Source organism: Sporosarcina sp. FSL K6-3508 (assembly GCF_038615825.1).
Taxonomy (GTDB): domain Bacteria; phylum Bacillota; class Bacilli; order Bacillales_A; family Planococcaceae; genus Sporosarcina; species Sporosarcina newyorkensis.
The window spans coordinates 1875650-1898032 of record NZ_CP152016.1 but is presented as its reverse complement, the minus strand read 5'-3'; the positions used below and the strand labels follow the sequence as shown (position 1 = coordinate 1898032).

At 42.4% G+C, this 22383-nt stretch carries 18 protein-coding genes, 1 other RNA gene, 1 pseudogene and 1 other annotated feature; of the genes and pseudogenes, 19 read left to right on the top strand and 1 reads right to left on the bottom strand.

Annotated features, from left to right (window positions below; genetic code table 11):
- The first annotated feature begins 6 nt into the window (after positions 1–6).
- From recJ to MKX97_RS09255, 14 genes and pseudogenes are all read left to right on the top strand, one after another.
- The gene (recJ, locus tag MKX97_RS09320; RefSeq protein WP_078816750.1) at positions 7–2352 is read left to right on the top strand and encodes a single-stranded-DNA-specific exonuclease RecJ; all 2346 of its coding nucleotides are present in this window, start codon (positions 7–9) and stop codon (positions 2350–2352) included.
- Positions 2343–2855, top strand: a complete 513-nt coding sequence (locus tag MKX97_RS09315; RefSeq protein ID WP_009497457.1) for an adenine phosphoribosyltransferase — start codon at positions 2343–2345, stop codon at positions 2853–2855. Before recJ ends, MKX97_RS09315 begins: the two co-directional genes overlap by 10 nt.
- Before the next feature lie 137 nt (positions 2856–2992).
- Positions 2993–5191: a bifunctional (p)ppGpp synthetase/guanosine-3',5'-bis(diphosphate) 3'-pyrophosphohydrolase gene (locus MKX97_RS09310; protein WP_221836618.1), complete on the top strand. Its 2199-nt coding sequence runs from the start codon at positions 2993–2995 to the stop codon at positions 5189–5191.
- A 17-nt stretch (positions 5192–5208) separates the two neighbouring features.
- Positions 5209–5655: a D-aminoacyl-tRNA deacylase gene (gene dtd / locus MKX97_RS09305; protein ID WP_221836620.1), complete on the top strand. Its 447-nt coding sequence runs from the start codon at positions 5209–5211 to the stop codon at positions 5653–5655.
- A gap of 505 nt (positions 5656–6160) precedes the next feature.
- A pseudogene (locus MKX97_RS09300) lies at positions 6161–6430 on the top strand (DUF4260 domain-containing protein); the annotation flags it as partial.
- Between the two features lie 44 nt (positions 6431–6474).
- Positions 6475–7290 (top strand): lipid II flippase Amj family protein, encoded by an 816-nt coding sequence (locus MKX97_RS09295; RefSeq protein WP_078817013.1) that lies wholly within the window; start codon positions 6475–6477, stop codon positions 7288–7290.
- Positions 7291–7854: 564 nt separating this feature from the next.
- On the top strand, positions 7855–8298 hold the full coding sequence (locus tag MKX97_RS09290; RefSeq protein WP_009497449.1) for a MarR family transcriptional regulator: 444 nt from the start codon (positions 7855–7857) through the stop codon (positions 8296–8298).
- Positions 8299–8349: 51 nt separating this feature from the next.
- Positions 8350–9294 carry a ring-cleaving dioxygenase gene (locus tag MKX97_RS09285; protein ID WP_342535831.1) on the top strand — a complete coding sequence of 315 codons (945 nt, stop codon included), beginning with the start codon at positions 8350–8352 and terminating at the stop codon, positions 9292–9294.
- A 2-nt stretch (positions 9295–9296) separates the two neighbouring features.
- On the top strand, positions 9297–10352 hold the full coding sequence (locus MKX97_RS09280) for an LLM class flavin-dependent oxidoreductase (protein ID WP_009497446.1): 1056 nt from the start codon (positions 9297–9299) through the stop codon (positions 10350–10352).
- Positions 10353–10366: 14 nt separating this feature from the next.
- Positions 10367–10933, top strand: a complete 567-nt coding sequence (locus tag MKX97_RS09275) for an NADPH-dependent FMN reductase (protein ID WP_342535830.1) — start codon at positions 10367–10369, stop codon at positions 10931–10933.
- A 408-nt stretch (positions 10934–11341) separates the two neighbouring features.
- A complete protein-coding gene (locus MKX97_RS09270) occupies positions 11342–12319 on the top strand; it encodes a ring-cleaving dioxygenase (protein ID WP_143759355.1) in 978 nt (325 codons plus the stop codon).
- Positions 12320–12580: 261 nt separating this feature from the next.
- Positions 12581–13192, top strand: coding sequence for an NAD(P)H:quinone oxidoreductase (wrbA, locus tag MKX97_RS09265; RefSeq protein ID WP_040759591.1), 612 nt, complete (start codon positions 12581–12583; stop codon positions 13190–13192).
- Between the two features lie 244 nt (positions 13193–13436).
- Positions 13437–13928, top strand: coding sequence for a DUF2975 domain-containing protein (locus tag MKX97_RS09260; RefSeq protein ID WP_040759186.1), 492 nt, complete (start codon positions 13437–13439; stop codon positions 13926–13928).
- 10 nt (positions 13929–13938) lie between these two features.
- Positions 13939–14160: a helix-turn-helix transcriptional regulator gene (locus tag MKX97_RS09255; protein ID WP_009497437.1), complete on the top strand. Its 222-nt coding sequence runs from the start codon at positions 13939–13941 to the stop codon at positions 14158–14160.
- Between the two features lie 229 nt (positions 14161–14389).
- Here MKX97_RS09255 and MKX97_RS09250 read toward each other — a convergent pair whose 3' ends face one another.
- The gene (locus MKX97_RS09250; RefSeq protein WP_342535829.1) at positions 14390–15934 is read right to left on the bottom strand and encodes an SH3 domain-containing protein; all 1545 of its coding nucleotides are present in this window, start codon (positions 15932–15934) and stop codon (positions 14390–14392) included.
- A 116-nt stretch (positions 15935–16050) separates the two neighbouring features.
- Positions 16051–16270: a binding site (T-box leader), on the top strand.
- Between the two features lie 78 nt (positions 16271–16348).
- On the opposite strand from MKX97_RS09250, the gene hisS reads away from it, so the two are divergent.
- The 5 genes from hisS (at position 16349) to MKX97_RS09225 (ending at position 22228) form a co-directional block, all read left to right on the top strand.
- On the top strand, positions 16349–17611 hold the full coding sequence (gene hisS, locus MKX97_RS09245) for a histidine--tRNA ligase (protein WP_342535828.1): 1263 nt from the start codon (positions 16349–16351) through the stop codon (positions 17609–17611).
- Between the two features lie 259 nt (positions 17612–17870).
- A complete protein-coding gene (gene aspS / locus MKX97_RS09240) occupies positions 17871–19640 on the top strand; it encodes an aspartate--tRNA ligase (RefSeq protein WP_221836705.1) in 1770 nt (589 codons plus the stop codon).
- A gap of 76 nt (positions 19641–19716) precedes the next feature.
- A non-coding RNA gene (ssrS, locus tag MKX97_RS09235) (6S RNA) lies at positions 19717–19897 on the top strand.
- A 130-nt stretch (positions 19898–20027) separates the two neighbouring features.
- Positions 20028–20795, top strand: a complete 768-nt coding sequence (locus tag MKX97_RS09230; RefSeq protein WP_342535827.1) for a tRNA threonylcarbamoyladenosine dehydratase — start codon at positions 20028–20030, stop codon at positions 20793–20795.
- A 14-nt stretch (positions 20796–20809) separates the two neighbouring features.
- Entirely contained in the window at positions 20810–22228 is a 1419-nt protein-coding gene (locus MKX97_RS09225; protein ID WP_342535826.1) for an NAD-dependent succinate-semialdehyde dehydrogenase, read from the top strand.
- Positions 22229–22383: the final 155 nt, after the last annotated feature.

Below are 22383 nucleotides of genomic sequence, written 5' to 3'. Positions count from 1 at the left end.
AACGTAATGATACAATCCAAAAAAAGATGGCAAATTGAACGTCCAGACGAACAGCTCGTTGAACAGTTAGCGAATGATCTGCAACTCTCTACGATGCTTGCGAAAATTCTTGTTGCACGGGGCGTCACGACCAGTGAGCAAGCAACAGCGTACTTGCATATGGATGAAACCAATTTGCACGATCCTTTTTTATTATATGGTATGACAGAAACGGTCGAATGTTTGAAGCAAGCAATCAAAGAACAAAAGCAAATTACGGTATATGGCGACTATGATGCCGACGGAGTGACTAGCGTAACAGTCCTCACGACTGCACTAGAACGTCTCGGAGCAAATGTAAACTTCGCTATACCGAATCGTTTTGAGCACGGCTATGGGCCGAATAAAGACTATTTTGAGCAATTACATACAGAAGGTACCGAAGTTCTCGTTACAGTAGACAATGGCATATCAGGGATCGAAGAGATCGCATTTGCTAAGTCGCTCGGCATGACCGTCATCGTCACGGATCACCATGAGATGGGCGAACAATTACCCGAAGCTGACGCGGTCATTCATCCGCGCCATCCGAAGGGCGAGTATCCATTTGGCGAATTGGCTGGAGTAGGGGTAGCATTTAAACTAGCTTCTGCATTATTAGGCGAGCCGCCACTCGATCTGCTGGAGTTTGTTGCAATCGGCACCGTAGCTGATCTTGTTCCGTTAGAGGATGAAAATCGCTATGCCGTCAAAGAGGGAATACGCAGATTGCGGCGTTCTAAGCGACCTGCTATTAAAGCATTGATGCAAGTGAGCGGGCACGAACAAGAGGCTTTATCGGAAGAGACCATCGGCTTTACGATTGGGCCTCGTTTGAATGCACCAGGACGTCTGGGAGATGCAGATCCTGCTGTTCATTTACTAAAATCAAAAGACGAGCAGCAAGCGATGGGGATCGCCGAGGAACTAAATGAACTCAATAAAGAGCGACAGCATTTGGTGAAAGAAATTGCAAAAGAAGCAGAAGAGCAAATCCAAATTCGCTACGGTAATCAGGTGCCGTACGTCTTGGTCATTGAAGGAGAAGGTTGGAACCCGGGGGTGGTCGGAATTGTCGCATCCCGATTGACAGAGAAATTCTATCGTCCTGCTATTGTGTTATCAATCGATCATGAGACAGGTTTAGCAAAGGGGTCTGCACGAAGCATTGAAGGATTTGATCTGTATAAGGAACTTTCAAAGAATGCTTCCATTCTGCCGCATTTTGGAGGCCACGCAATGGCTGCCGGCATGTCGTTAGAAATAGCAGACGTCGAATTGCTGCGGAGCAATTTAAATGAGCAGGCAAAAGAACTATTGACGGATGAATTGCTGCAACCTAAGTTGTCGATTGACGTTCCACTTTCACTTCATGAAATTGATATTGCAGCCATCGAAGCGCTCGAATTGATTCGGCCGTTTGGTGTTGGATTTCCGAAGCCTGTCTTTCTGCTCGAACAGCTGGAGACGGCTTCCGTTCGAAAAATTGGAGCGTCAAAAGATCATCTGAAATTGGAGATGGCAGACGGAGACGAGCGATTGGATGCCATTCATTTTGGTGCGGGCGCATTAGCGGATGAAATGGCGCCCACCATCAAATTAAGTCTAACGGGCGATCTGCAGATCAATGAATGGAACGGACGAAAGAAACCGCAAATGCTAGTGGAAGATATTAAATGCGACGAATGGCAACTATTTGATTATCGGGGAGTGCGGGACCCGGCAAGATGGCTGCCGCTTATACCGGAACAGGCTGCATTTGTGGCGTTTACGGAAGAGGCAATCCATCATTTCACTCCGTTTCTCAAGGATGTGCCGATTCAGTTAATCGGAAGAGACACACTTTCACCGGTGGATTCAATCGTGTTAATCGACTTACCGCAGGACGAAGAACAGCTTAAATCAGCGATCGGATCATCGCAGGCCAATCGAATCTATTTGCATTTATATGTCCATGATTCGATGTATTTCGAGAAAATGCCTGACCGCCAACAATTTGGCTGGTATTACAGCTTTTTGAAGAAGAGAGGGTCTTTTCACCTGCGAGATCAGATGGATATGCTCTCGAAACATAAGGGTTGGAAAAAAAGTACGATTAAATTCATGACAAAAGTGTTTTATGAGCTAGAATTTGTTACACTAGAGAATGGTGAAATCACTATGATGGAACCTGCCGAGAAACGTGATTTGGCAGAAGCGCCATCTTATAAAAAACGCCAACAGCAGATCAAATTGGAAGAGTTACTTCTTTATGCGCCGTATCAGGATTTGAAGAAGGTGTTCAACTCATTACGCAAGATTGAAGCTGTTGAGGAGGAAAAACTGTGGATTTAAAAAAGTTTGTAACGATTGTCGATGACTATCCAAAACCAGGAGTAAGCTTTAAAGATATTACAACGATTATGGACAACGGCGAAGCATACAAATACGCTACCGATCAAATCGTGGAGTATGCGCAGGATCTGGACGTTGATATCATCGTCGGACCGGAAGCTCGCGGCTTCATTATCGGTTGTCCCGTGGCATATGCGCTGCAAGTCGGTTTCGCACCTGTTCGAAAACCTGGAAAACTGCCGCGTGAAACGATCTCCGTTTTCTACGATTTAGAATATGGTCAAGATGAATTGACCATTCATAAAGATGCCATTAAACCCGGCCAGCGTGTGTTGATCGTAGATGATTTGCTCGCAACAGGCGGAACAGTTGGTGCTACAGTTGAACTAGTCGAAAAACTTGGCGGTGTTGTAGCAGGTTGTGCCTTTTTAATCGAACTTTCCTATTTGAATGGTCGAGAAAAATTGACCAATCATGACATTCGGGCATTGATTACGTATTAATTTAAGAATCCTTCGCATATTGCGGAGGATTCTTACTATATTTACCAAGCGCTGTAATTGATTCGTTTTACATTTAAGTGATACTATACATATAATAATAAAATTAAATTTCGGAATAGGTTGAAAGGGGTAAGAGAATGGCGAAGAATCAAGACATGACAGAACAAGATATTTTTGAGCTTGTCGCCAAATACATGAACGAAGAACATGTCGACTTTATCAAGAAGGCGTTCGTCGTGGCAAAAGCTGCACATGAAGGGCAGTTTAGAAGTTCAGGTGAGCCATACATCAACCATCCGATTCAAGTGGCTGGGATTTTAGCAGAACTTCAAATGGACCCTGAAACGGTAGCAGCCGGTTTCTTGCATGATGTGGTGGAAGATACTGAAGTCAGCCGTGAAGACATTATCCGCGAGTTCGGGGATGAAGTGGCGATGCTCGTAGATGGTGTGACGAAACTTGATAAATTGAAGTTTAAGTCAAATGAAGAAAAGCAAGCGGAAAACCATCGTAAAATGTTTATTGCAATGGCCCAAGACATCCGAGTCATTTTAATCAAGTTGGCAGATCGCCTTCACAATATGCGAACTTTGAAACATGTGCCCGCTGCGAAACAACGTCGAGTCTCCGAGGAAACACTGGAAATCTTCTCTCCGCTAGCGCATCGTCTAGGAATCTCCACAATCAAATGGGAACTCGAAGATATTGCATTACGTTATTCCAATCCCCAACAATATTATCGTATCGTGAATTTAATGAAACAAAAACGTGTCGAACGAGAAAAGTATTTGCAGGATGTTATGGAGCAAATGCGGGTAGAGCTTGATAATATGGGAATCGCTTCCGAAATGCATGGAAGACCGAAGCATTTATATTCGATCTATCAAAAAATGGTCATTCAAAAGAAAGAATTCAATGAAATATACGATCTATTGGCTGTTCGAATCGTGGTCAAGAGTATTAAAGATTGTTACGCAGCGCTCGGTATTATCCATACTTTATGGAAGCCAATGCCAGGCCGATTCAAAGACTATATTGCCATGCCGAAACAAAATCTTTACCAATCTCTCCATACGACGGTTGTTGGTCCAGCGGGAGATCCACTGGAAGTACAAATCCGTACGGAAGAGATGCACCGTATTTCCGAATTTGGAGTGGCTGCTCATTGGGCATATAAAGAAGGCAAATCCGTCGCAAAATCTTCCAATGATATTGATTCAAAATTAACTTGGTTCCGTGAAATATTGGAGATCCAAAACGAATCTTCCAATGCACAGGAGTTCATGGAGTCGTTAAAGTTCGACCTGTTTTCCGACATGGTCTACGTTTTCACGCCGAATGGGGATGTCGTCGAATTGCCGCAAGGATCTGTGCCGATCGACTTTGCTTACCGAGTACATTCGGAAGTTGGAAATCGGACGACTGGCGCTAAAGTGAATGGCAAAATTGTTCCGCTGGATTCTTCTCTTGAAACCGGGGATATTGTAGAAATCCTTACATCGAAACAATCATTCGGTCCAAGCCGGGATTGGCTGAAGCTTGCTCATACTTCCCAGGCGAAAAACAAAATCCGGCAATACTTTAAGAAACAATTGCGAGATGAAAATATTATTAAAGGCAGCGAACTCGTCGAAAAGGAATTAAAATCCCAAGAATACGACGCTAAAGAGGCGTTAAGCCATGCGAATATTCAACGGACGATCGATAAGTTCAGTTTCACTTCCGAAGAAGATATGTACGCAGCGGTTGGATCTGGTGGCATTACCGCCCAGCAAGTCGTCAACCGGTTGGCTGAACGTATGCGCAAAGAACGCGAGCAAAAAGAGACCATCGATAAAATCGTTTCGGATATGAAAACGCCTCAGCCTGAGAAACAGACGGAATCAGGAGTCATCGTCAAAGATGTCGACAATATGTTGATCCGAATCTCAAAATGCTGCAATCCGGTGCCTGGGGATGACATCGTCGGCTTCATTACGAGAGGTCGGGGAGTCTCCGTGCATAGAACGGATTGTACCAATATTTTATCGGAAGATGGTCAAAGTGAACGATTGATTGACGTGAAATGGGCATTGCCTGACGAGAAAATGCGCAAAGAATTCCAAGTCGACATTGAGATTTCTGCATTCGATCGTCAAGGTTTGCTGAATGAAGTAATGATGGTTGTAGCGGATATGTCGACACCAATTATTGCAGTCAGCGGCAAAGCGGATAAAGACAGTATTGCGCATATCCATATGTCAATAAAGATTCAGAATATTACTCATTTACAACGCACCGTCGAGAAAATTAAACAGATTAAAGATGTTTATTCAGTAGAACGAGTCATGAATTAAAAAGGAGGGGCTGACTTATGCGCGTGCTATTGCAGCGGGCGAAAGATGCGTCTGTGACAGTGGATGGAGAAATTGTCGGCTCCATTGCTAAAGGTTATGTGTTACTGGTCGGGATTACGCACGAAGACAGCGAAAAGGATGCGGCCTACTTGGCTAAGAAAATAGCGGGGTTGCGAATTTACGAGGATGACGAAGGTAAAATGAATCGCTCCATTGAAGAAGTGGAAGGTGCCATTTTATCGGTATCTCAATTCACTTTATACGGCAATGTTCAAAAAGGCAGACGACCGAGTTTTATTGGCGCCGCAAGACCAGAGCAAGCTGAACCATTATGGGAGTACTTTAACGAACAGCTCCGCAACGAAGGACTTCATGTTGAAACCGGACAATTCGGAGCCATGATGGATGTTCAATTGACCAATGATGGACCTGTGACGTTGTTGGTGGAATCGCCTAAGGCGTAACTTCGGCGTAAGATTTTTATTTAATTATCTGCGGGCATAGTAGTTTTAGTTCTAGTAATGTTATTGAAGCTTGGCAAAGGAAAGCATCTTAAATGATGCTTTTTTTATGTAGAGATTTAATGGAGATGAATTGCTGCCGTTAAGGATGATCAACATTCTAAGTTTGATAATTACTTTAAAAATGAACAAATTGTGATTTGCTAATCGTCTAAAACCGGAATTGGTTACAACTTGCAAGAAGATATTCAAGTAAGAGGTAAATAGAGTGTCATTTGTATTTAACAAGGGAATGAATCTTTGCAAGGCGAAGACGTTGTATTATTAATGAGGGCTACTACAGTGTGAAATTACACTAGGGGTGGAATGAAAGATGAAATGATAGATGCGGCTTACTATATTACCTTTGAGAAAGACTTTTAAATTCAATTTCAGAAGAGTTAACTACATATAATTCAATATAAAACGAGAAATTTTGAAAAAGTATTAATGATTACATCTACAATTTAGTTGGGTGGTGTTTCTGGTTTTATTGTTGGCGCCGGATTTGTCAGCACTTGGGTACTTAAAAAGCGTTAAGATAGCTTCAGTTCTGTATAATTTAGTTCATACCTATACCATTCCAGCTATACAAATGATCTGCGGTTTATTGATAGACCACCATCATGCTTTAAAGGTTAGCTTAATCTGGATTGCTCATATCGGGATGGATAGAATGTTTGGATATGGATTGAAATATCCAACAAAATTTCAAGATTCTCATCTTAATCGTGTTTGAGCGCTATACTAACAAAATTTATTTAGGTAAGAAGGTAGTATGTGTTGGATATAATTACTGCAAAATTAATGTATATTGCCATATTTATTTTTATCATTCACTCAATCGAGACACTCGCTTATGCCGTGAGATTATCAGGTGCCAGGGTAAAGATGATTGCTTCCGCTTTATCCCTTTTTAATATCATGGTGATGTTTTCAAGATTGGCAAATATGATGCAACAACCTTTTACGGGAAGTTTAATTGACACTGCACCAGGTAGTCATGCACAGGAGTTCGTAGCAACGCAATTTCGATTTCTTATAGGTGCATCAACAGTTGGAACAATTTTTGGCATGTTGTTACTACCTACTTTTATCGCCCTATTTTCAAGAGCGATTATTCATTTATCTGAAGAAAAGGGATCTGTTCCATCTTTAGTTAAAAGGTTATTTTCCTTACAGTATATAAAACGCGGTGTAACTCATTTCAATTTGCCTAAATTTTCGTATCTAAAAGATACAAAAATGAAAGATATTCCAATACGATTATTTTTCGTCAATATGGTAATAACAGCGATCTATACCATTGGTGTGTTATCTGCGTTGTATGCAGCCCTGCTCGCACCTGAACGGGCATCGACAGCTATTATGGCATCTGGCTTAATAAATGGAATGGCTACCATACTGCTAGTTATTTTTGTTGACCCAAAAGTTTCTGTTGTTGCTGATGAGGTTGTAAATGGAAGAGGGAGTTATCAAAAGCTTAAAAATCTCTCCTTGATGATGGTTTCGTCAAGGTTATTGGGAACGTTGTTGGCACAATTATTTTTTATTCCAGGAGCAAAATATATTGCTTGGTTTACTCAATTTATCGTGTAACATTCTTCGTCAAGCGGGCGTTTTAACCGCATTATGGAGCGCCTGTTTTTATATGAAATACTGCAGCCGTAATAGGCTATATTGCAAATTACTGAATGATTTTAAATTATTGATTTAAAATAGTGTGCTATTCTTCGATAGGGAGAGTAGCTTTTTTGTTTCACCAAATATATTTCACTAAAAACTAAGACAGTATTCTAGATTTTAGAATTTTTTCTCTTTGTTGTAAACTTTCTTAACGAGTGCATTTCATGAATACTAGAACGCCTACTACGATGTGAAAGATTTAAATATAGATAGTATAGAAATACTAGAAAAAATCACTTATGGTACAAAGGATGAAATAGCAGATATTATCAATAAAGCATCATCAGAAGGGGGCAAAGATAATTATTAACAAATACTTGCTAATCGGTAGGAGATGCTCCTCTCAATTGAAGCAATAGGCCAGAATGAATACACATCCTTCAATTTAGTAACTTCATCACGAATCCGAGATGTTTCTCTTGCACATTTATCAATTGAGTAGTAAAGTGAAGATGACACAAGGGAGTGCTGGACAATATGAAAAAGAATACTCGTGGATCATTAATCTGGCTGCGACTCGCTCGATTTACACATCAAAGTAACTTACTTTCAAATGACTTTTTAAAGCAATTTGATTTAACAACTGCACAATTTGATGTGTTAATGCAAATTTCAACATACCAACCATTAACACAAAGTGAACTGGCTGAGAAAGTAACCGTAACGCAGGGTGGTATTTCGCGTATGCTCGCTCGCCTTGAAAAAGAAGGGCTTATTGAACGTAAGCAAGATTGGAAAACAAAAACGATTTCCTTAACAAAGAAAGGGCAGGACAAACTGGACAATGCGTTTGAAGCTCAGCTGGAGTTTCAATCTTCATTCTTTGATGAGTCTTTATCTGAAGAGGAACAAAAGACGTTGTATTCGCTCATATCACGCGTGCAAAAAAATAGCGAAAAAAAGAAATTGTCAAACAGATAATTTTTTTACCACATCACTTGATTAATCAAATGAAAAACAGGAGGAAAACTTATGAATACAATTCCAGGACATCATCATATTTCAATGATTACAAAAAACGCAAAACAAAATAACCGTTTTTACCGTGACATACTGGGTTTACGGCGTGTGAAAAAGACGGTAAATCAAGACGAACCATCAATGTATCACTTATTTTACGGCGATAGAACAGGAAGCCCTGGTACGGAGTTATCATTTTTTGAGATACCGATGGCTGGCCGGACGCATCGAGGCACAAATGCGATCACTCGAATCGGCTTGCTTGTACCGTCAGAAGCGAGCTTAATTTACTGGAAAGAACGTTTTGAGGAATTCGGCATACAACACAGTGACATCACAACCTATGCCAATAAAACTGCTCTTCACTTTGAAGATTCCGAAGGCCTTCGCATGGTGCTTCTTGTGTCGAATGGAGAGAAAGTGGATCACTGGGAAACATGGGAAAGATCAAATGTGCCTGAAGAACATCAAATTCAAGGGATGGGCGCTGTGGAAATTACGGTGCGCCGACTCGATAAACTAGCGCGTACGCTTACGGAAATATTTGGCTATACACAAATTTCACGTACAGAAGATGAAGCGATATTTCAATCGATAGAAGGTCAAGTATTCGGTGAGATCGTTGTGAAATCTATAGATGGACCTAGTGAAAAACCAGGGCGCGGCAGTATCCATCACTTAGCGATTCGTGTGAAAGACGATGCAGAGATCGCTTACTGGGATGAACAAGTACGAGCAAATGGTTTTCACTCATCGGGGATTGTAGACCGTTTCTACTTCAAGAGCTTATACTTTCGCGAATCAAATGGTGTTTTATTTGAAATTGCAACAGACGGACCAGGTTTTACAATCGATGGAGATATCGAAACACTGGGCGAAAAATTAGATTTGCCACCGTTTTTAGAAGGCCGACGTGCGGAAATTGAAGAAAAACTACAACCTATTGAGGAGGACTAATTATGAAAAACTATCGTATCGACCCGTCAAAAGGGATGGAATTTGGATTGTACTCATTAGGAGATCATATGCCGAACCCACTAACAGGTGAGCGGATGTCGGCCCAACAACGAATCAATGAATTAATTGAGGCAAGCAAACTAGCGGAACAAGCTGGAATTGATGTCTTTGGCGTTGGTGAAAGTCATCAAACATATTTTACCACTCAAGCTCATACCGTTGTCCTTGGTGCGATCGCACAAGCAACAAGTAAAATTAAAATCACAAGTTCTGCAACCGTATTAAGCGTATCAGACCCTGTACGTGTGTATGAAGATTTTTCCACAATCGATTTAATATCCGACGGCCGTGCAGAAATTGTTGCTGGACGTGGCTCCCGTGTAGGGGCCTATCAATTACTAGGCGTCGATTTACAGGATTATGAAGAAATCTTTGAAGAGAAGTTGGAACTCCTTAAAAAGCTAAATGAAGAAGAGTATGTGACATGGCAAGGAGAATTCCGTGCCCCATTAAAAAATGCAAATATACTTCCTCAACCCAAAAATGGTTCACTACCAATTTGGCGTGCGGTCGGTGGCCCGCCTGCAAGTGCCATTAAAGCGGGTGTAATGGGAATTCCAATGATGCTGACTACATTAGGCGGACCAGCAAGCAACTTTAAACCTTCTGTTGATGCATATCGCGAGGCAGCTGAACAAAGCGGATATGATCCAAAAACATTACCGATTGCGACAACCAGCTTGTTCTATGTAGCTGAGACTACAAAAGAGGCTTTGCAAGGTATGTACCCTCATATCAACGGCGGATTCCTGGCAATTCGCGGCGGCGGCTATCCTAAGCAGCAATTTGCTCAAGCACCTGATACACGCGATGCACTAATGGTTGGCAGTACACAACAAATTATTGAAAAAATGCTGTTCCAATATGAACTCTATGATATGCAGCGTTTTATGGCGCAGATTGACTTTGGCGGCGTACCTTTTGAGAAGATTATGAAAAACATCGAGATCATCGGGAACGATATTATTCCAGCCATTAAAAAATATACAGCAAAATAACGGGAGGTAATAACATGAAAATCGTAGTACTTGCTGGATCAATCGTCGGTTCAAAGACAAAAACCGCTATGCTGAAAACAGTGGAAATCCTTAAACAAAACTACCCTCAGCATGAAGTCATGCTCATAGATTTAGCAGAATATACAGTAGAGTTTAGTGATGGACGTAATTACTTTGAATATGAAGGAGATACGAAATACATTACAGAGACCATCATGGCAGCAGATGCCATGATTATTGGAACGCCGACATTCCAGGCATCGATTCCCGCAACACTTAAAAACATCTTCGACTTACTCCCTGTTAACGCTTTTCGAGACAAAGTCGTTAGTAGTATCGTGACAGCTGGTACAGCGAAGCATTATTTAATGGCGGAACAGCAATTAAAGCCAATCTTGGCGTATATGAAAGCACACATCGTTCCAACATATGTATTCATAGAAGAAAAGGACTTCTTACGTAAAGAAATTGTGAATGATGATATCCTATTCCGTTTAGAACGATTGGTTGAGGATACAGTACTAACAGTAGAAGCATTCGAAGCCATTCGTAGGAATAAAGACGAAGAATATGATTTTTAAAAGGAGCGCATATGATCATTAACAAAAATTTATATGGGCTGTTCTGTTAATCATTTTTTGGATAGGTATGGATTATTCGGTTAAAATTATAAACTAATAATAGAAATCTTATTTCTCAGTAATAATTAGATTTAAAAAGTAATTCTCGTTTTCGAGACGTTTAATTTGATTTCCAATCGATTGATTGGTAAAGTGAAACAGAGTTAACGAATGGATTTTATTTTTTGTCCAATATCTCTAATACGAGACATATGAAGTGGGTGCATTAAAAATTGAAAAAAACGCTTTTTTTAGCTGATCTTTATCAATTCAAGAAAATACACGTGTTTTTTCTTGTAGCTAACCCAAACTAACCCATGATGAAAAAGAAAAAATTACTTATTTAGATAAGAGAAAAATGAGGGATATATAATGGAAATCAAAGGAATACATCACGTTACAGCGATCACTAGCAGCGCAGAAAAAAACTATGAGTTTTTCACTTATGTTTTAGGCATGCGTTTAGTTAAAAAAACGGTGAATCAAGACGATATTCAAACGTATCATTTATTCTTTGCCGATGATAAAGGCAGTGCAGGCACAGACATGACCTTCTTTGACTTTCCCGGCATTCCAAAGGGAGTGCATGGTACAAACGAGATTTCAAAAACATCATTCCGAGTGCCGAGTGACGCTGCATTGGATTATTGGGTAAAACGTTTTGATCGTTTAGAAGTCAATCATACAGGGATCAAAGAACAGTTTGGCAAGAAAACTCTCTCTTTCGTTGATTTTGATGATCAACAGTATCAATTGATTTCAGATGAAGTGAACAAAGGGATTGATTCCGGTACGCCTTGGCAAAAGGGTCCGATCCCACTTGAGTATGCGATTACTGGTTTAGGACCTGTTTTTATCCGGATTGCGAATTTTGATTATTTTAAAGAAATGCTGGAAAAAGTTTTATTATTTAAAGAGACAGCTCAAGAAGAATCATTTCATTTATTTGAAGTAGGTGAAGGCGGAAATGGTGCCTCAGTCATCGTGGAACATAATACGCTTCTTCCTGAGGGCCGCCAAGGCTTTGGTACAGTACACCATACGGCTTTCCGCGTAGAGGATCGTTCAGTACTTGAGGGATGGATTGACCGGATGAATAGTTTTGGATTTCAGACATCTGGTTATATAAATCGCCATTTCTTTGAGTCATTGTATTCAAGGGTTGCACCACAAATCTTATTTGAGTTCGCGACAGATGGTCCTGGTTTTATGGGAGATGAACCTTATGAAACGCTTGGGGAAAAATTATCTTTACCTCCATTCCTGGAGCCTAAACGTGAAGAAATAGAAAAATTGGTTCGTCCGATTGATACAGTAAGAAGCACGAAGGAATTCATTAAAGAATAAAACCAGAGGCTGGAACACAAACTTTCACTAGTAATTTTGGTTTTCAAACGAATGGATGAATTTTTGCGGCTCTAGCAAGGTTTACAGTAAAACAACTTAGAATACACATCCTCTCAACTATTTTGTACTTGAATTATGTTGCAGGGCAAAATATTGAATATCAAATATATTCAAAGGAGGTGGTTATAACTAAACGAAAAGAGGAAATCATATATGGGAATTTTAAATAAAATATTCGGGAGAACAAAGGAGAATAAAGATATGTCAAACGTCAAATTAGCAGTAGTTTTTTATAGCATGGGTGGAACAAATTATCAACTATCAAAATGGGCAGAAGAAGGAGCCAAAGAAGCTGGAGCAGAAGTAAAATTACTAAAAGTACAAGAATTGGCACCGCAATCCGTTATCGATGGGAACGAAGGATGGAAAGCTACTGTTGAAGCAACGAAAGACGTTCCAGTTGCAACATCAGAAGATCTTGAATGGGCAGATGCAATCATCTTTAGCGCTCCGACTCGATTTGGAAACATGCCATCACAAATGAAGCAGTTCCTTGATATTCAAGGCGGGCTTTGGGCTGGTGGAAAAACAGTGAATAAAGTGGTAAGCGCAATGACTTCCGCGCAAAACCCACACGGTGGTCAGGAAGCGACTCTTTTATCATTATATACTTCCATGATGCACTGGGGAGCTATTATCGCAACTCCTGGTTATACAGACCAAGTCCTATTTGGAGCAGGTGGAAACCCGTATGGAACTAGCGTAACTGTAGGACAGGATGGAAAAATGATTGAAGATGTCCAAGCGGCTGTCAAACATCAAGCGAAGCGTACAGTGCAAGTTGCGGAATGGGTTAAAAAAGGAAATCAATAAGAAAATACAAAGGCTGACCGATATTTATTCGGTCAGCTTTTTTTACGTTGTGAAGTATTATCGTAAAGGTCAAATTGAATTGTTTACAGTGATCAGCATTTCTTTTGCAATGAGGAATGCTATTTACCTTTGGCTGAAATTCAAAGAGCTTCACAACAATGTATGGAAATCGATAAAGATTTATTGCAATTCGATAAATGTTGTATTATTCTCAAATAGAAACTAAATATGCGAGGTGCTTTTTGTGAAACATGGTTCAACATTATTTTTAAAGATAGCTGTTATTTTTATTGGCCTTCCTGTTCTTGCTTTGTGCATCTTTGCGCTGCCCCAACTCGCGAGTGTAGCGATTGCAGAGGCCGTGAAAGGTGCAAAGTTGGGTTATGTGATAGTAGGCCTTTTAGTAGTTATGTATGTATCGGTGCTCCCGTTTTACTTTGCATTGTATCAGGCATTTAGACTATTAACGTATATTGACAAGAACCAAGCCTTTTCGGAATTGTCAGTAGGGGCACTGAAAAAAATTAAAACTTATGCCCTCTCAATCAGCGGTTTGTATGTGATCGCGCTGCCATTGGTTTATATCATCGCGGAGTGGGATGACGCACCGGGTCTCATATTAATTGGGCTGGTCATGGTCGGTGCATCCATGGTGATCGCGGTCTTTGCTGCTGTTCTTCAAAAGCTTTTAAAAGATGCGATCGATATTAAATCCGAAAATGATTTGACGGTCTGAGGTGAATAATATGGCGATTATAATTAATATTGATGTGATGTTGGCTAAAAGGAAAATGAGCGTAACGGAGCTTTCACAAAGAGTTGGTATCACGATGGCCAATCTTTCTATATTGAAAAATGGCAAGGCAAAAGCGATTCGATTATCAACTTTGGAGGCAATTTGTAAGGCTTTGGATTGTCAGCCAGGCGATATTTTAGAATACAAAAGTGATGAAAACGCTCAAGAATGATGAAGGTATATATTTAGTGCAACCTTCTACTAAGAGTACGGCACTTTTGACTTGGTGGTTCTCGTCTAACATTCTGCGCTGTCACCTTTTAATTAGCAAATCCGAATAATACTTTACGAACTGGATCTACTAGATGTAAACCCCAGCAATCTTCCTATGTGAAGTTTGCTGGGGTTTTAAGTTGGATGTGCTGACTATCTGTTCAACATCTCGTAATCTTCAATTCAACTCAATTAAAATAATCCAGCAATCCTTGATAAATACCGTGTGTAGCCTGTTCACGGAAATGATTGGTCGTGATTTGGCGTTCTTCATTGTAATTCGATAAGTATCCTAGTTCTACCAGCACGCCAATTCGGTTATTTTCGCGCAACACATGAAAATCTCCGAATTGCGTACCGCGGTCTCGTAACGTGATCGTAGAAGCTAACCCTTTATTGATAGCTTCTGCGAGCGGCTGTTGTTCAGATCGCGTGTAATAACTCGTGAATCCTGAAATCGATGGGTCTACATGCGCGTCATAATGAATACTGACGAACGCATCCGCATCATGGTACTGTGCAATGGAAGCACGCGCTCCAAGCAATACATATGTATCCGAATTCCGTGTTAATACTACTTCAGCCCCTGCTTTTTGAAGCTTCGTTGCAAGCAGCTCTGCTGTTATAAGCGTCAAATCTTTCTCGATCGAACCATGGGCGCCTGTTGTCCCTCGGTCATGTCCACCATGTCCCGGGTCCACCACAATCGTCAACCCTTTCAGCGTCCCTTTGACCCGAGCTTGTTTTGTCTGCTTTTGCCCAGTTGGGGAAGAAGAATCCGTTGTGGTCACTACCCATTCCGCTACAAATGCTTGCTGGCCGTTTGGCAATGAAATTTTATACCAATCGTCCTGCTTGTCGATAATTGGATAGTTCTCACCTGCGTTCACTCGGAAAACGACCGGCGATGAAGTAGAAGGCTCTTCACGTAAATTCGTTCCATCTGTCAGGATGGTAACGATTCCTTGGTCGGTCTCATCAGTCGATGCTACTTTTGTTTGATTCGACGAAAGATGCCCATGGAATGAATAGACCCAACCTGTCTTTTTCTTATCCAATTGGACTTGCACCCAATTGCCATCAGTTGCCACTACAGGGAACGTATCGCCTTTGTTAATCTGTGTTAGTTTTTTTGACTGCAGTGTCGCTTTTTTACGAACATTGAGCTTTTCAACCGCCACTGTAAATTCATCGGGATCAGTTACTTCTTTAGATACGGTAGGCTGTTCGATTTCTTCCTCTTCACCCGACGCTGCGAATGAAGATTCCTTCGCTTCCGACACATACTCAGCAGAAACCCAGCCTTCTCTTCCGTCCAGTATGATTGAAATCCAATCACCTTCTTGACCGGTAGCTGTCGCAATCGCACCTGCACGCATTTTTCCGATGACCGCAGATTGAACGGAAGGACTGGAACGGATATTAAGTGAATCGACTTTCGATACGACTTCCTTTGACTGTTCGCTCGTTTCAGCAGAGCGCGTCAGCCACTTTGCAACCCATCCTTGTTCCTCTCCAAACTGGATTTTCAGCCAATCTCCATCGGTCTCTAAAATAGTTAAGCGATCTTGATCTTTTAATTGACCGACAACAGGATAGGTGAGCCCAGGCCCGCTGCGTACATTAAGGGTCGGCGAATCTACTTCAACGGTTTCCGCTAAGCCGCTTGGGAGACTACTGAAAAATAATAAGAGTGCTAGAGACATTATTAAACCAAAGCGATATTTTCTCATGTCTTCACCTCCTTACTTCGTATTGTACCGAACAAGCCGCAGTAAACGCCACAATTAGATAAAAAAGTTGACAGTTTGAGTAGAAGTGATTAACATAGGAAATAATCGAATCGAACTACATACCGATGAGATGGAAAGTAACTTTACGAACGGCTGGAAAGAGAACAGGGAACTTGGCTGAAATTCCTTGACAGAACAGTAAGGCGAACAACACCATGGAGGTTTTGTGCTGAAATTAGTAGGCATGAACGGAACCGGCCGTTATCCGGATTCGAGTGGGCACAGTATGTGTCAATTTGGGTGGAACCGCGGAAGCTACAAGCTCTCGTCCCTATGTTTTTAGGGATGGGAGCTTTTTTATGTTTTCTGAAAAGGACACCCGCAACTATTAGGTCATTGAAAGGGGTTATGAACATGAATTTCAAAGTTCCTCGGGGTACACAGGACATCTTGCCTGATGTTTCTTGGAAATGGCAACGTGTCGAAAACATCATCCAATCTGTTTGTGATGTTTACAATTACAAAGAAATTCGCACACCTATTTTTGAACAAACCGAATTATTCCAACGCACAGTCGGTGATACTACCGATATCGTACAAAAAGAAATGTACACATTCACAGACAAAGGCAATCGCTCGATGACATTGCGTCCTGAAGGCACAGCGGCAGTCGTTCGTTCATTCGTTGAGAATAAAATGTTCGGCTATGCAGATCAACCTGTAAAATTATTTTATACAGGACCGATGTTTCGTTACGAACGTCAACAAGCGGGACGCTATCGTCAGTTTGTACAATTTGGCGTAGAAGCAATCGGGAGTGATGATCCGGCTATTGACGCTGAAGTGATTGAGTTAGCAATGACCGTCTATAAGCGCGCAGGATTGTCAGACATCAAACTCGTCTTGAACTCACTCGGTGATAAGGAATCCAGAAACTCACACCGGGAAGCACTCATCGCACACTTCACTCCGCACATCGGAGAATTCTGCCAAGACTGCCAAAACCGTCTGGAGAAAAACCCGCTGCGCATACTAGACTGTAAAGTGGACAGAGAGCATCCGTTGATGGAAACTGCTCCATCTTTAGCAGACTATTTGAATGAAAGCTCATCGGCTTATTTCGAAAAAGTAAAACAGTACTTGGATATAGCAGGAATCGAATACGAATACGATCCAAACTTAGTCCGCGGACTCGATTATTATAATCACACTGCATTTGAGATCATGAGCACATCAAAAGGCTTCGGCGCCATCACTACGCTTTGCGGCGGCGGTCGCTACAACGGCTTAGCAGAAGAAATCGGCGGACCACCAGCACCTGGTATCGGCTTTGCCATGAGTATTGAACGCCTCCTGCTCGCACTAGAAGCAGAAGAAAAATCCTGGACAGATGAACCGTCACTAGACGTCTATCTCGTCACATTAGGCGACGCAGCCCGAACAAAAGGCTTCGAACTCATCGGAAAACTTAGAGAAAACGGCCTTCGCAGCGAAATGGATTACATGGACCGCAAAATGAAAGCCCAAATGAAATCCGCCGACCGCCTGCAAGCAAACTACGTCATCGTCATCGGCGAAGACGAAGTAAACGAAAACTCCGTCCAACTAAAAAACATGGCAGACGGACAGCAGAAAAAAGTATCCATAGATGATTTATTGGAAGAACTGAAGAAGTAATATAATTAGGATCGGTGTTTTTATTTATCTTCCAAGACTTTAGTTGATTGTAGTGGAAGGCGGCGACTCCTGCGGGATTAGCGGGACAGGTGAGACCCCACAGGGAGCGTAGCGACCGAGGAGGCTCACCGCCCGCCCCGCGGAAAGCGTCCGCCTGCAACGGAAATCAACGGTGGGTGGATATGATGTACCAGTTTTAAACGCTAATGCAAATGCAATTAAAACCAACAACAAAGAATTGAAAGGTAGTGTAGTCGTCATGCAACGCACACATTATTGTGGAAACCTAACAGAACAACAAATCGGACAAGAAGTCACCCTCCAAGGCTGGGTACAAAAACGCCGCGACTTGGGAGGACTCATCTTCATCGACGTCCGTGACCGTGCAGGAATCGTCCAAACTGTCTTCAACCCGGATATTTCTAAAGAAGCACTGGAGATTGCCGAAACACTGCGTAACGAATACGTCGTCGAAATCAAAGGACACGTCATCGAACGCGCGGAAAAAACAAAAAATCCGAACCTGAAAACAGGCGCGATCGAAGTCCAAGTAAGCGACGTCAAAGTCGTCAATGAAGCAAAAAATCCGCCATTCACAATTGAAGACAACACCGACGTAGGGGAAGAAACGCGTTTGAAATACCGTTACTTAGACCTTCGCCGTCCTGAACTTGCACGTATTTTCAAAATGCGCTCAGACATCACGAAAACGGTCCGCAATTTCTTGGACGATGAAGGCTTCTTGGAAGTTGAGACGCCAATCCTTACGAAATCAACACCTGAAGGCGCGCGAGACTATTTGGTTCCAAGCCGTGTGCATGAAGGGGAATTCTACGCACTACCGCAGTCACCGCAACTATTCAAGCAATTATTGATGGTATCTGGCTTCGACCGGTACTACCAAATTGCACGCTGCTTCCGTGACGAAGATTTACGTGCAGACCGCCAACCTGAATTTACTCAAATCGATATGGAAATGAGCTTTATGTCGATTGAAGATATTTTAGAGATGAATGAACGTTTAATGAAGAAAGTCATGAAAGATGTAAAAGGGGTCGACGTCGAAACACCATTCAAGCGACTTCCTTATGATGAGGCGATGAGCCGCTACGGTTCAGACAAACCGGATACTCGTTTTGGAATGGAATTGACGGATGTATCGGAAATCGTCAAAGACTCTTCATTCAAAGTATTTGCCGGAGCAGTCGAATCGGGTGGACAGGTGAAATTAATCAACGTCAAAGGGGCAGCAGAGAAATATTCTCGTAAAGATATTGATGCGCTTGGCGAGTATGCAAAAGTGTACGGAGCGAAAGGGTTAGCTTGGTTGAAAGTAACGGAAGACGGCTTTAATGGACCGATTGCAAAGTTCTTTGATGGGGAAATTGGAGAAGCACTTAAGGCAGCTGGAGAAGGAGAAGTGGGTGACTTATTCCTTTTCGGTGCAGATAAGAAATCTGTTGTCGCGGATTCATTGGGCGCATTGCGTTTGAAATTAGGAAAAGACTTGGACATGATCGATCAGTCTCTGTATAATTTCCTATGGGTTACAGACTGGCCACTATTCGAGTACGATGAAGAAGACGGCCGCTACTACGCAGCGCACCATCCATTCACTATGCCTGCTGATGTTGAGCAGTTAAAAACTCATCCCGAGTCGGTAAAAGCGCAAGCATATGACTTAGTGTTAAACGGCTACGAACTCGGCGGAGGATCATTGCGTATTTACCAACGTGAAGTACAGGAAGAAATGTTCAAGGCACTTGGCTTCACTGAGGAATCTGCTCGCGAACAATTCGGTTTCTTAATGGATGCATTTGAATATGGAACACCTCCACACGGCGGAATTGCATTCGGTCTAGACCGGATTGTCATGTTGCTTGCGGGCTCCACAAACTTGCGTGACACTATCGCATTCCCGAAAACAGCAAGCGCAAGTGATTTGTTGACGGAAGCGCCAAGTTCCGTAGATGATGCACAATTAAAAGAACTAGGGATTAAAGTGGTAGCTGAACCAGCAAAAAAGTGAGGAATCTACTATTTTTGAAAGACTGTATTCAAATTGATTGAATTATGAAATAGTATATGATAGGATAAAGATAGTAAAAATCCTGAAGTGTTCGTCATTTGCCAATCAGTTTTGACCCAACATATTATCGTCGGGAGTCTGCTGTTCCAACTTGGATGGCATGCCTTTAATCGGGACGTCAAAAGAGCTGGATAAGACACCCACCTGCTACATGCGGGTTCAAAGCGATATCCAAAGACGGCACAGTCGGGATTTTACTTTCTTGCAAACTTCCAACCTCTTGCATCTGCAGGAGGTTTTTTGCGCTTCAATTAAGTTAGTTGCACTGTGGGCTATGACTGCATTAACATAGGGAATAAGACAAATTACTTTAAAGGATGGGTATCTATGTTACATCAATTTTCAAGAAATGAGTTAGCAATCGGCAAGGAAGGCGTCGAGCGGATGAAAGGGAAGACCGTTGCGATCCTCGGTGTAGGAGGCGTAGGTTCCTTTGCGGCGGAAGCATGTGCCCGGACAGGGGTTGGACGCATTATTTTGGTGGACAAGGATACAGTTGACATTACAAATATTAACCGTCAATTGGTCGCTTACCTTTCAACTGTCGGAAAATCGAAGGCTGGCGTCATGAAAGAACGGATTGAGGATATTAATAAAGAGTGTGAAGTCATCTCGCTACATATGTTTTATACGGAAGAAACAGCAGAGGAATTTTTCTCTTATAAACCGGATTACGTCATCGATGCGTCGGATACGATCAGTTACAAAATTCATCTGATCCAAGAATGCCTAAAACGAGGAGTGAAAGTAATCTCCAGCATGGGGGCTGCAAATAAAACGGATCCGACTCGCTTCCGAATCGCAGATATTTCAAAAACTCATACCGACCCGCTTGCAAAGGTCATTCGCCTTCGTTTGAGAAAGCTAGGCATTGCAAAAGGAGTGCCCGTCGTGTTCTCTGATGAAAGTCCGATCGTTATTCGGGAAGATGTCGTAGAGTCCGTTGGAAATCCTGATGCTTCCATTCGAAAAGCACAGATGCCCCCAGCTTCCAATGCCTTTTGCCCTTCTGTCGCTGGTTTGATTTTAGCCAGCTGGGTATTAAACGATATAGTGGCAGATATTCCTGTTGAACGTGTAAACGATTCGAAATAAAGGAGAGATGTACGATGGATGTAGTTGAAATGATCATCAATGGAAAGCTAATCGGCTCAGATTTACCGCAGATGAATGTGACCAATCCTGCGACGGGCGAAAAGATTGCAATGGTACCGCGTGGCGGAGCAAAGGAAGCGGTGCAGGCAGTGGACGCAGCTTCTGCTGCGCTAAAAGAGTGGTCTGCACTGTCTGCATATGAACGCAGTGCGTTTTTGATGAAATGGCACGCATTGATCTCGGAAAATGAAGAGAGCTTAGCCACGACGATGACGACGGAACAAGGAAAGCCCTTGTCAGAAGCATTGGGTGAAATGCGCTATGCGAATGGTTTTATTAGCTGGTATGCGGAAGAAGGGAAGAGAATTTACGGTGAAATGATCCCTGCAACCCACTCAACAAAGCGGCTCTTTGTTCATAAGCAGCCCGTTGGCGTGATTGCAGCCATCACACCTTGGAACTTTCCGGCTGCGATGATTACACGGAAAGTTGGACCCGCTCTTGCCGCTGGCTGTACGGTCGTGTTGAAGCCGGCTTCTCAAACTCCTTTGACAGCTCTTCGTTTAGTCGAGTTGGCACACCAAGCAGGCATTCCTGACGGTGTTGTCAATATCGTAACCGGGAGTGCCAGTGAGATTGCGGGTGCCTGGCAACAGGATGGGCGTGTGCGCAAGCTGACGTTCACCGGTTCTACTGAAGTGGGAAAAACGCTGATGAAAGGGGCTGCCGATACAGTGAAGAAAATTTCATTGGAACTCGGCGGACATGCTCCGGCAATCGTAATGGCGAATAGCGACCTTGATAAAGCAGTAGAAGGGATTATCGCTGCGAAATTCCGTAATGCAGGCCAGACTTGTGTCTGTGCCAACCGAATTTACGTCCATTCGTCAGTAGCTGAGGAATTTACTCGGCGCATCGGTGAGAAAACGAAGGCGCTGAAGGTTGGGAATGGAGTAGAAGAAGGCGTGGAGATCGGTCCTTTAATCGATGAAGCTGCGATTGGAAAAGTAGAAGAACACGTAGTGGATGCGAAAAGCAAAGGAGCGACCATCGTGGCAGGGGGAGAACAGATCGATGGTTTGTTCTATTCACCTACTGTGCTTTCAGATGTAACGGATGAAATGCTCTGCATGAAGGAAGAAACATTTGGTCCGGTGCTTCCGATCACGTTGTTTGAAACGGAAGAAGAAGTGATTCAGCGTGCCAATGACTCCATCTATGGGTTGGCTGCCTACGTCTTCACTGAAAACATTTCAGAGGGAATCCGAATTTGTGAAGCCTTGGAGTACGGTATCGTCGGTCTGAATGACGGTCTGCCATCTGCCCCGCAAGCACCGTTTGGCGGGTTTAAACAAAGTGGGCTTGGACGAGAAGGCGGGCATCATGGGATCGATGAATATTTGGAAGTGAAGTATATTTCACTGGGTCTTTAATGAAATAAAGGTGCAGGTACGAGTTTTCATGATGAGAAGAAAACAATAATTAATAATATTTTTGGGGACTCAATTCGCATATGAATTGGGTTTCTTTTTTATTGTTAGGTCAACGTGTTGTGGTGTTTACCATATGAATCGATGTGCAATTCACA

Coding starts and splice junctions, on each gene's coding strand:
- recJ (WP_078816750.1), top strand. CDS start 7: ATGATACAATCCAAAAAAAGATGGCAAATTGAACGTCCAGACGAACAG.
- MKX97_RS09310 (WP_221836618.1), top strand. CDS start 2,993: ATGGCGAAGAATCAAGACATGACAGAACAAGATATTTTTGAGCTTGTC.
- dtd (WP_221836620.1), top strand. CDS start 5,209: ATGCGCGTGCTATTGCAGCGGGCGAAAGATGCGTCTGTGACAGTGGAT.
- MKX97_RS09290 (WP_009497449.1), top strand. CDS start 7,855: ATGAAAAAGAATACTCGTGGATCATTAATCTGGCTGCGACTCGCTCGA.
- MKX97_RS09285 (WP_342535831.1), top strand. CDS start 8,350: ATGAATACAATTCCAGGACATCATCATATTTCAATGATTACAAAAAAC.
- MKX97_RS09280 (WP_009497446.1), top strand. CDS start 9,297: ATGAAAAACTATCGTATCGACCCGTCAAAAGGGATGGAATTTGGATTG.
- MKX97_RS09275 (WP_342535830.1), top strand. CDS start 10,367: ATGAAAATCGTAGTACTTGCTGGATCAATCGTCGGTTCAAAGACAAAA.
- wrbA (WP_040759591.1), top strand. CDS start 12,581: ATGTCAAACGTCAAATTAGCAGTAGTTTTTTATAGCATGGGTGGAACA.
- MKX97_RS09255 (WP_009497437.1), top strand. CDS start 13,939: ATGGCGATTATAATTAATATTGATGTGATGTTGGCTAAAAGGAAAATG.
- MKX97_RS09250 (WP_342535829.1), bottom strand. CDS start 15,934: ATGAGAAAATATCGCTTTGGTTTAATAATGTCTCTAGCACTCTTATTA.
- hisS (WP_342535828.1), top strand. CDS start 16,349: ATGAATTTCAAAGTTCCTCGGGGTACACAGGACATCTTGCCTGATGTT.
- aspS (WP_221836705.1), top strand. CDS start 17,871: ATGCAACGCACACATTATTGTGGAAACCTAACAGAACAACAAATCGGA.
- MKX97_RS09230 (WP_342535827.1), top strand. CDS start 20,028: ATGTTACATCAATTTTCAAGAAATGAGTTAGCAATCGGCAAGGAAGGC.
- MKX97_RS09225 (WP_342535826.1), top strand. CDS start 20,810: ATGGATGTAGTTGAAATGATCATCAATGGAAAGCTAATCGGCTCAGAT.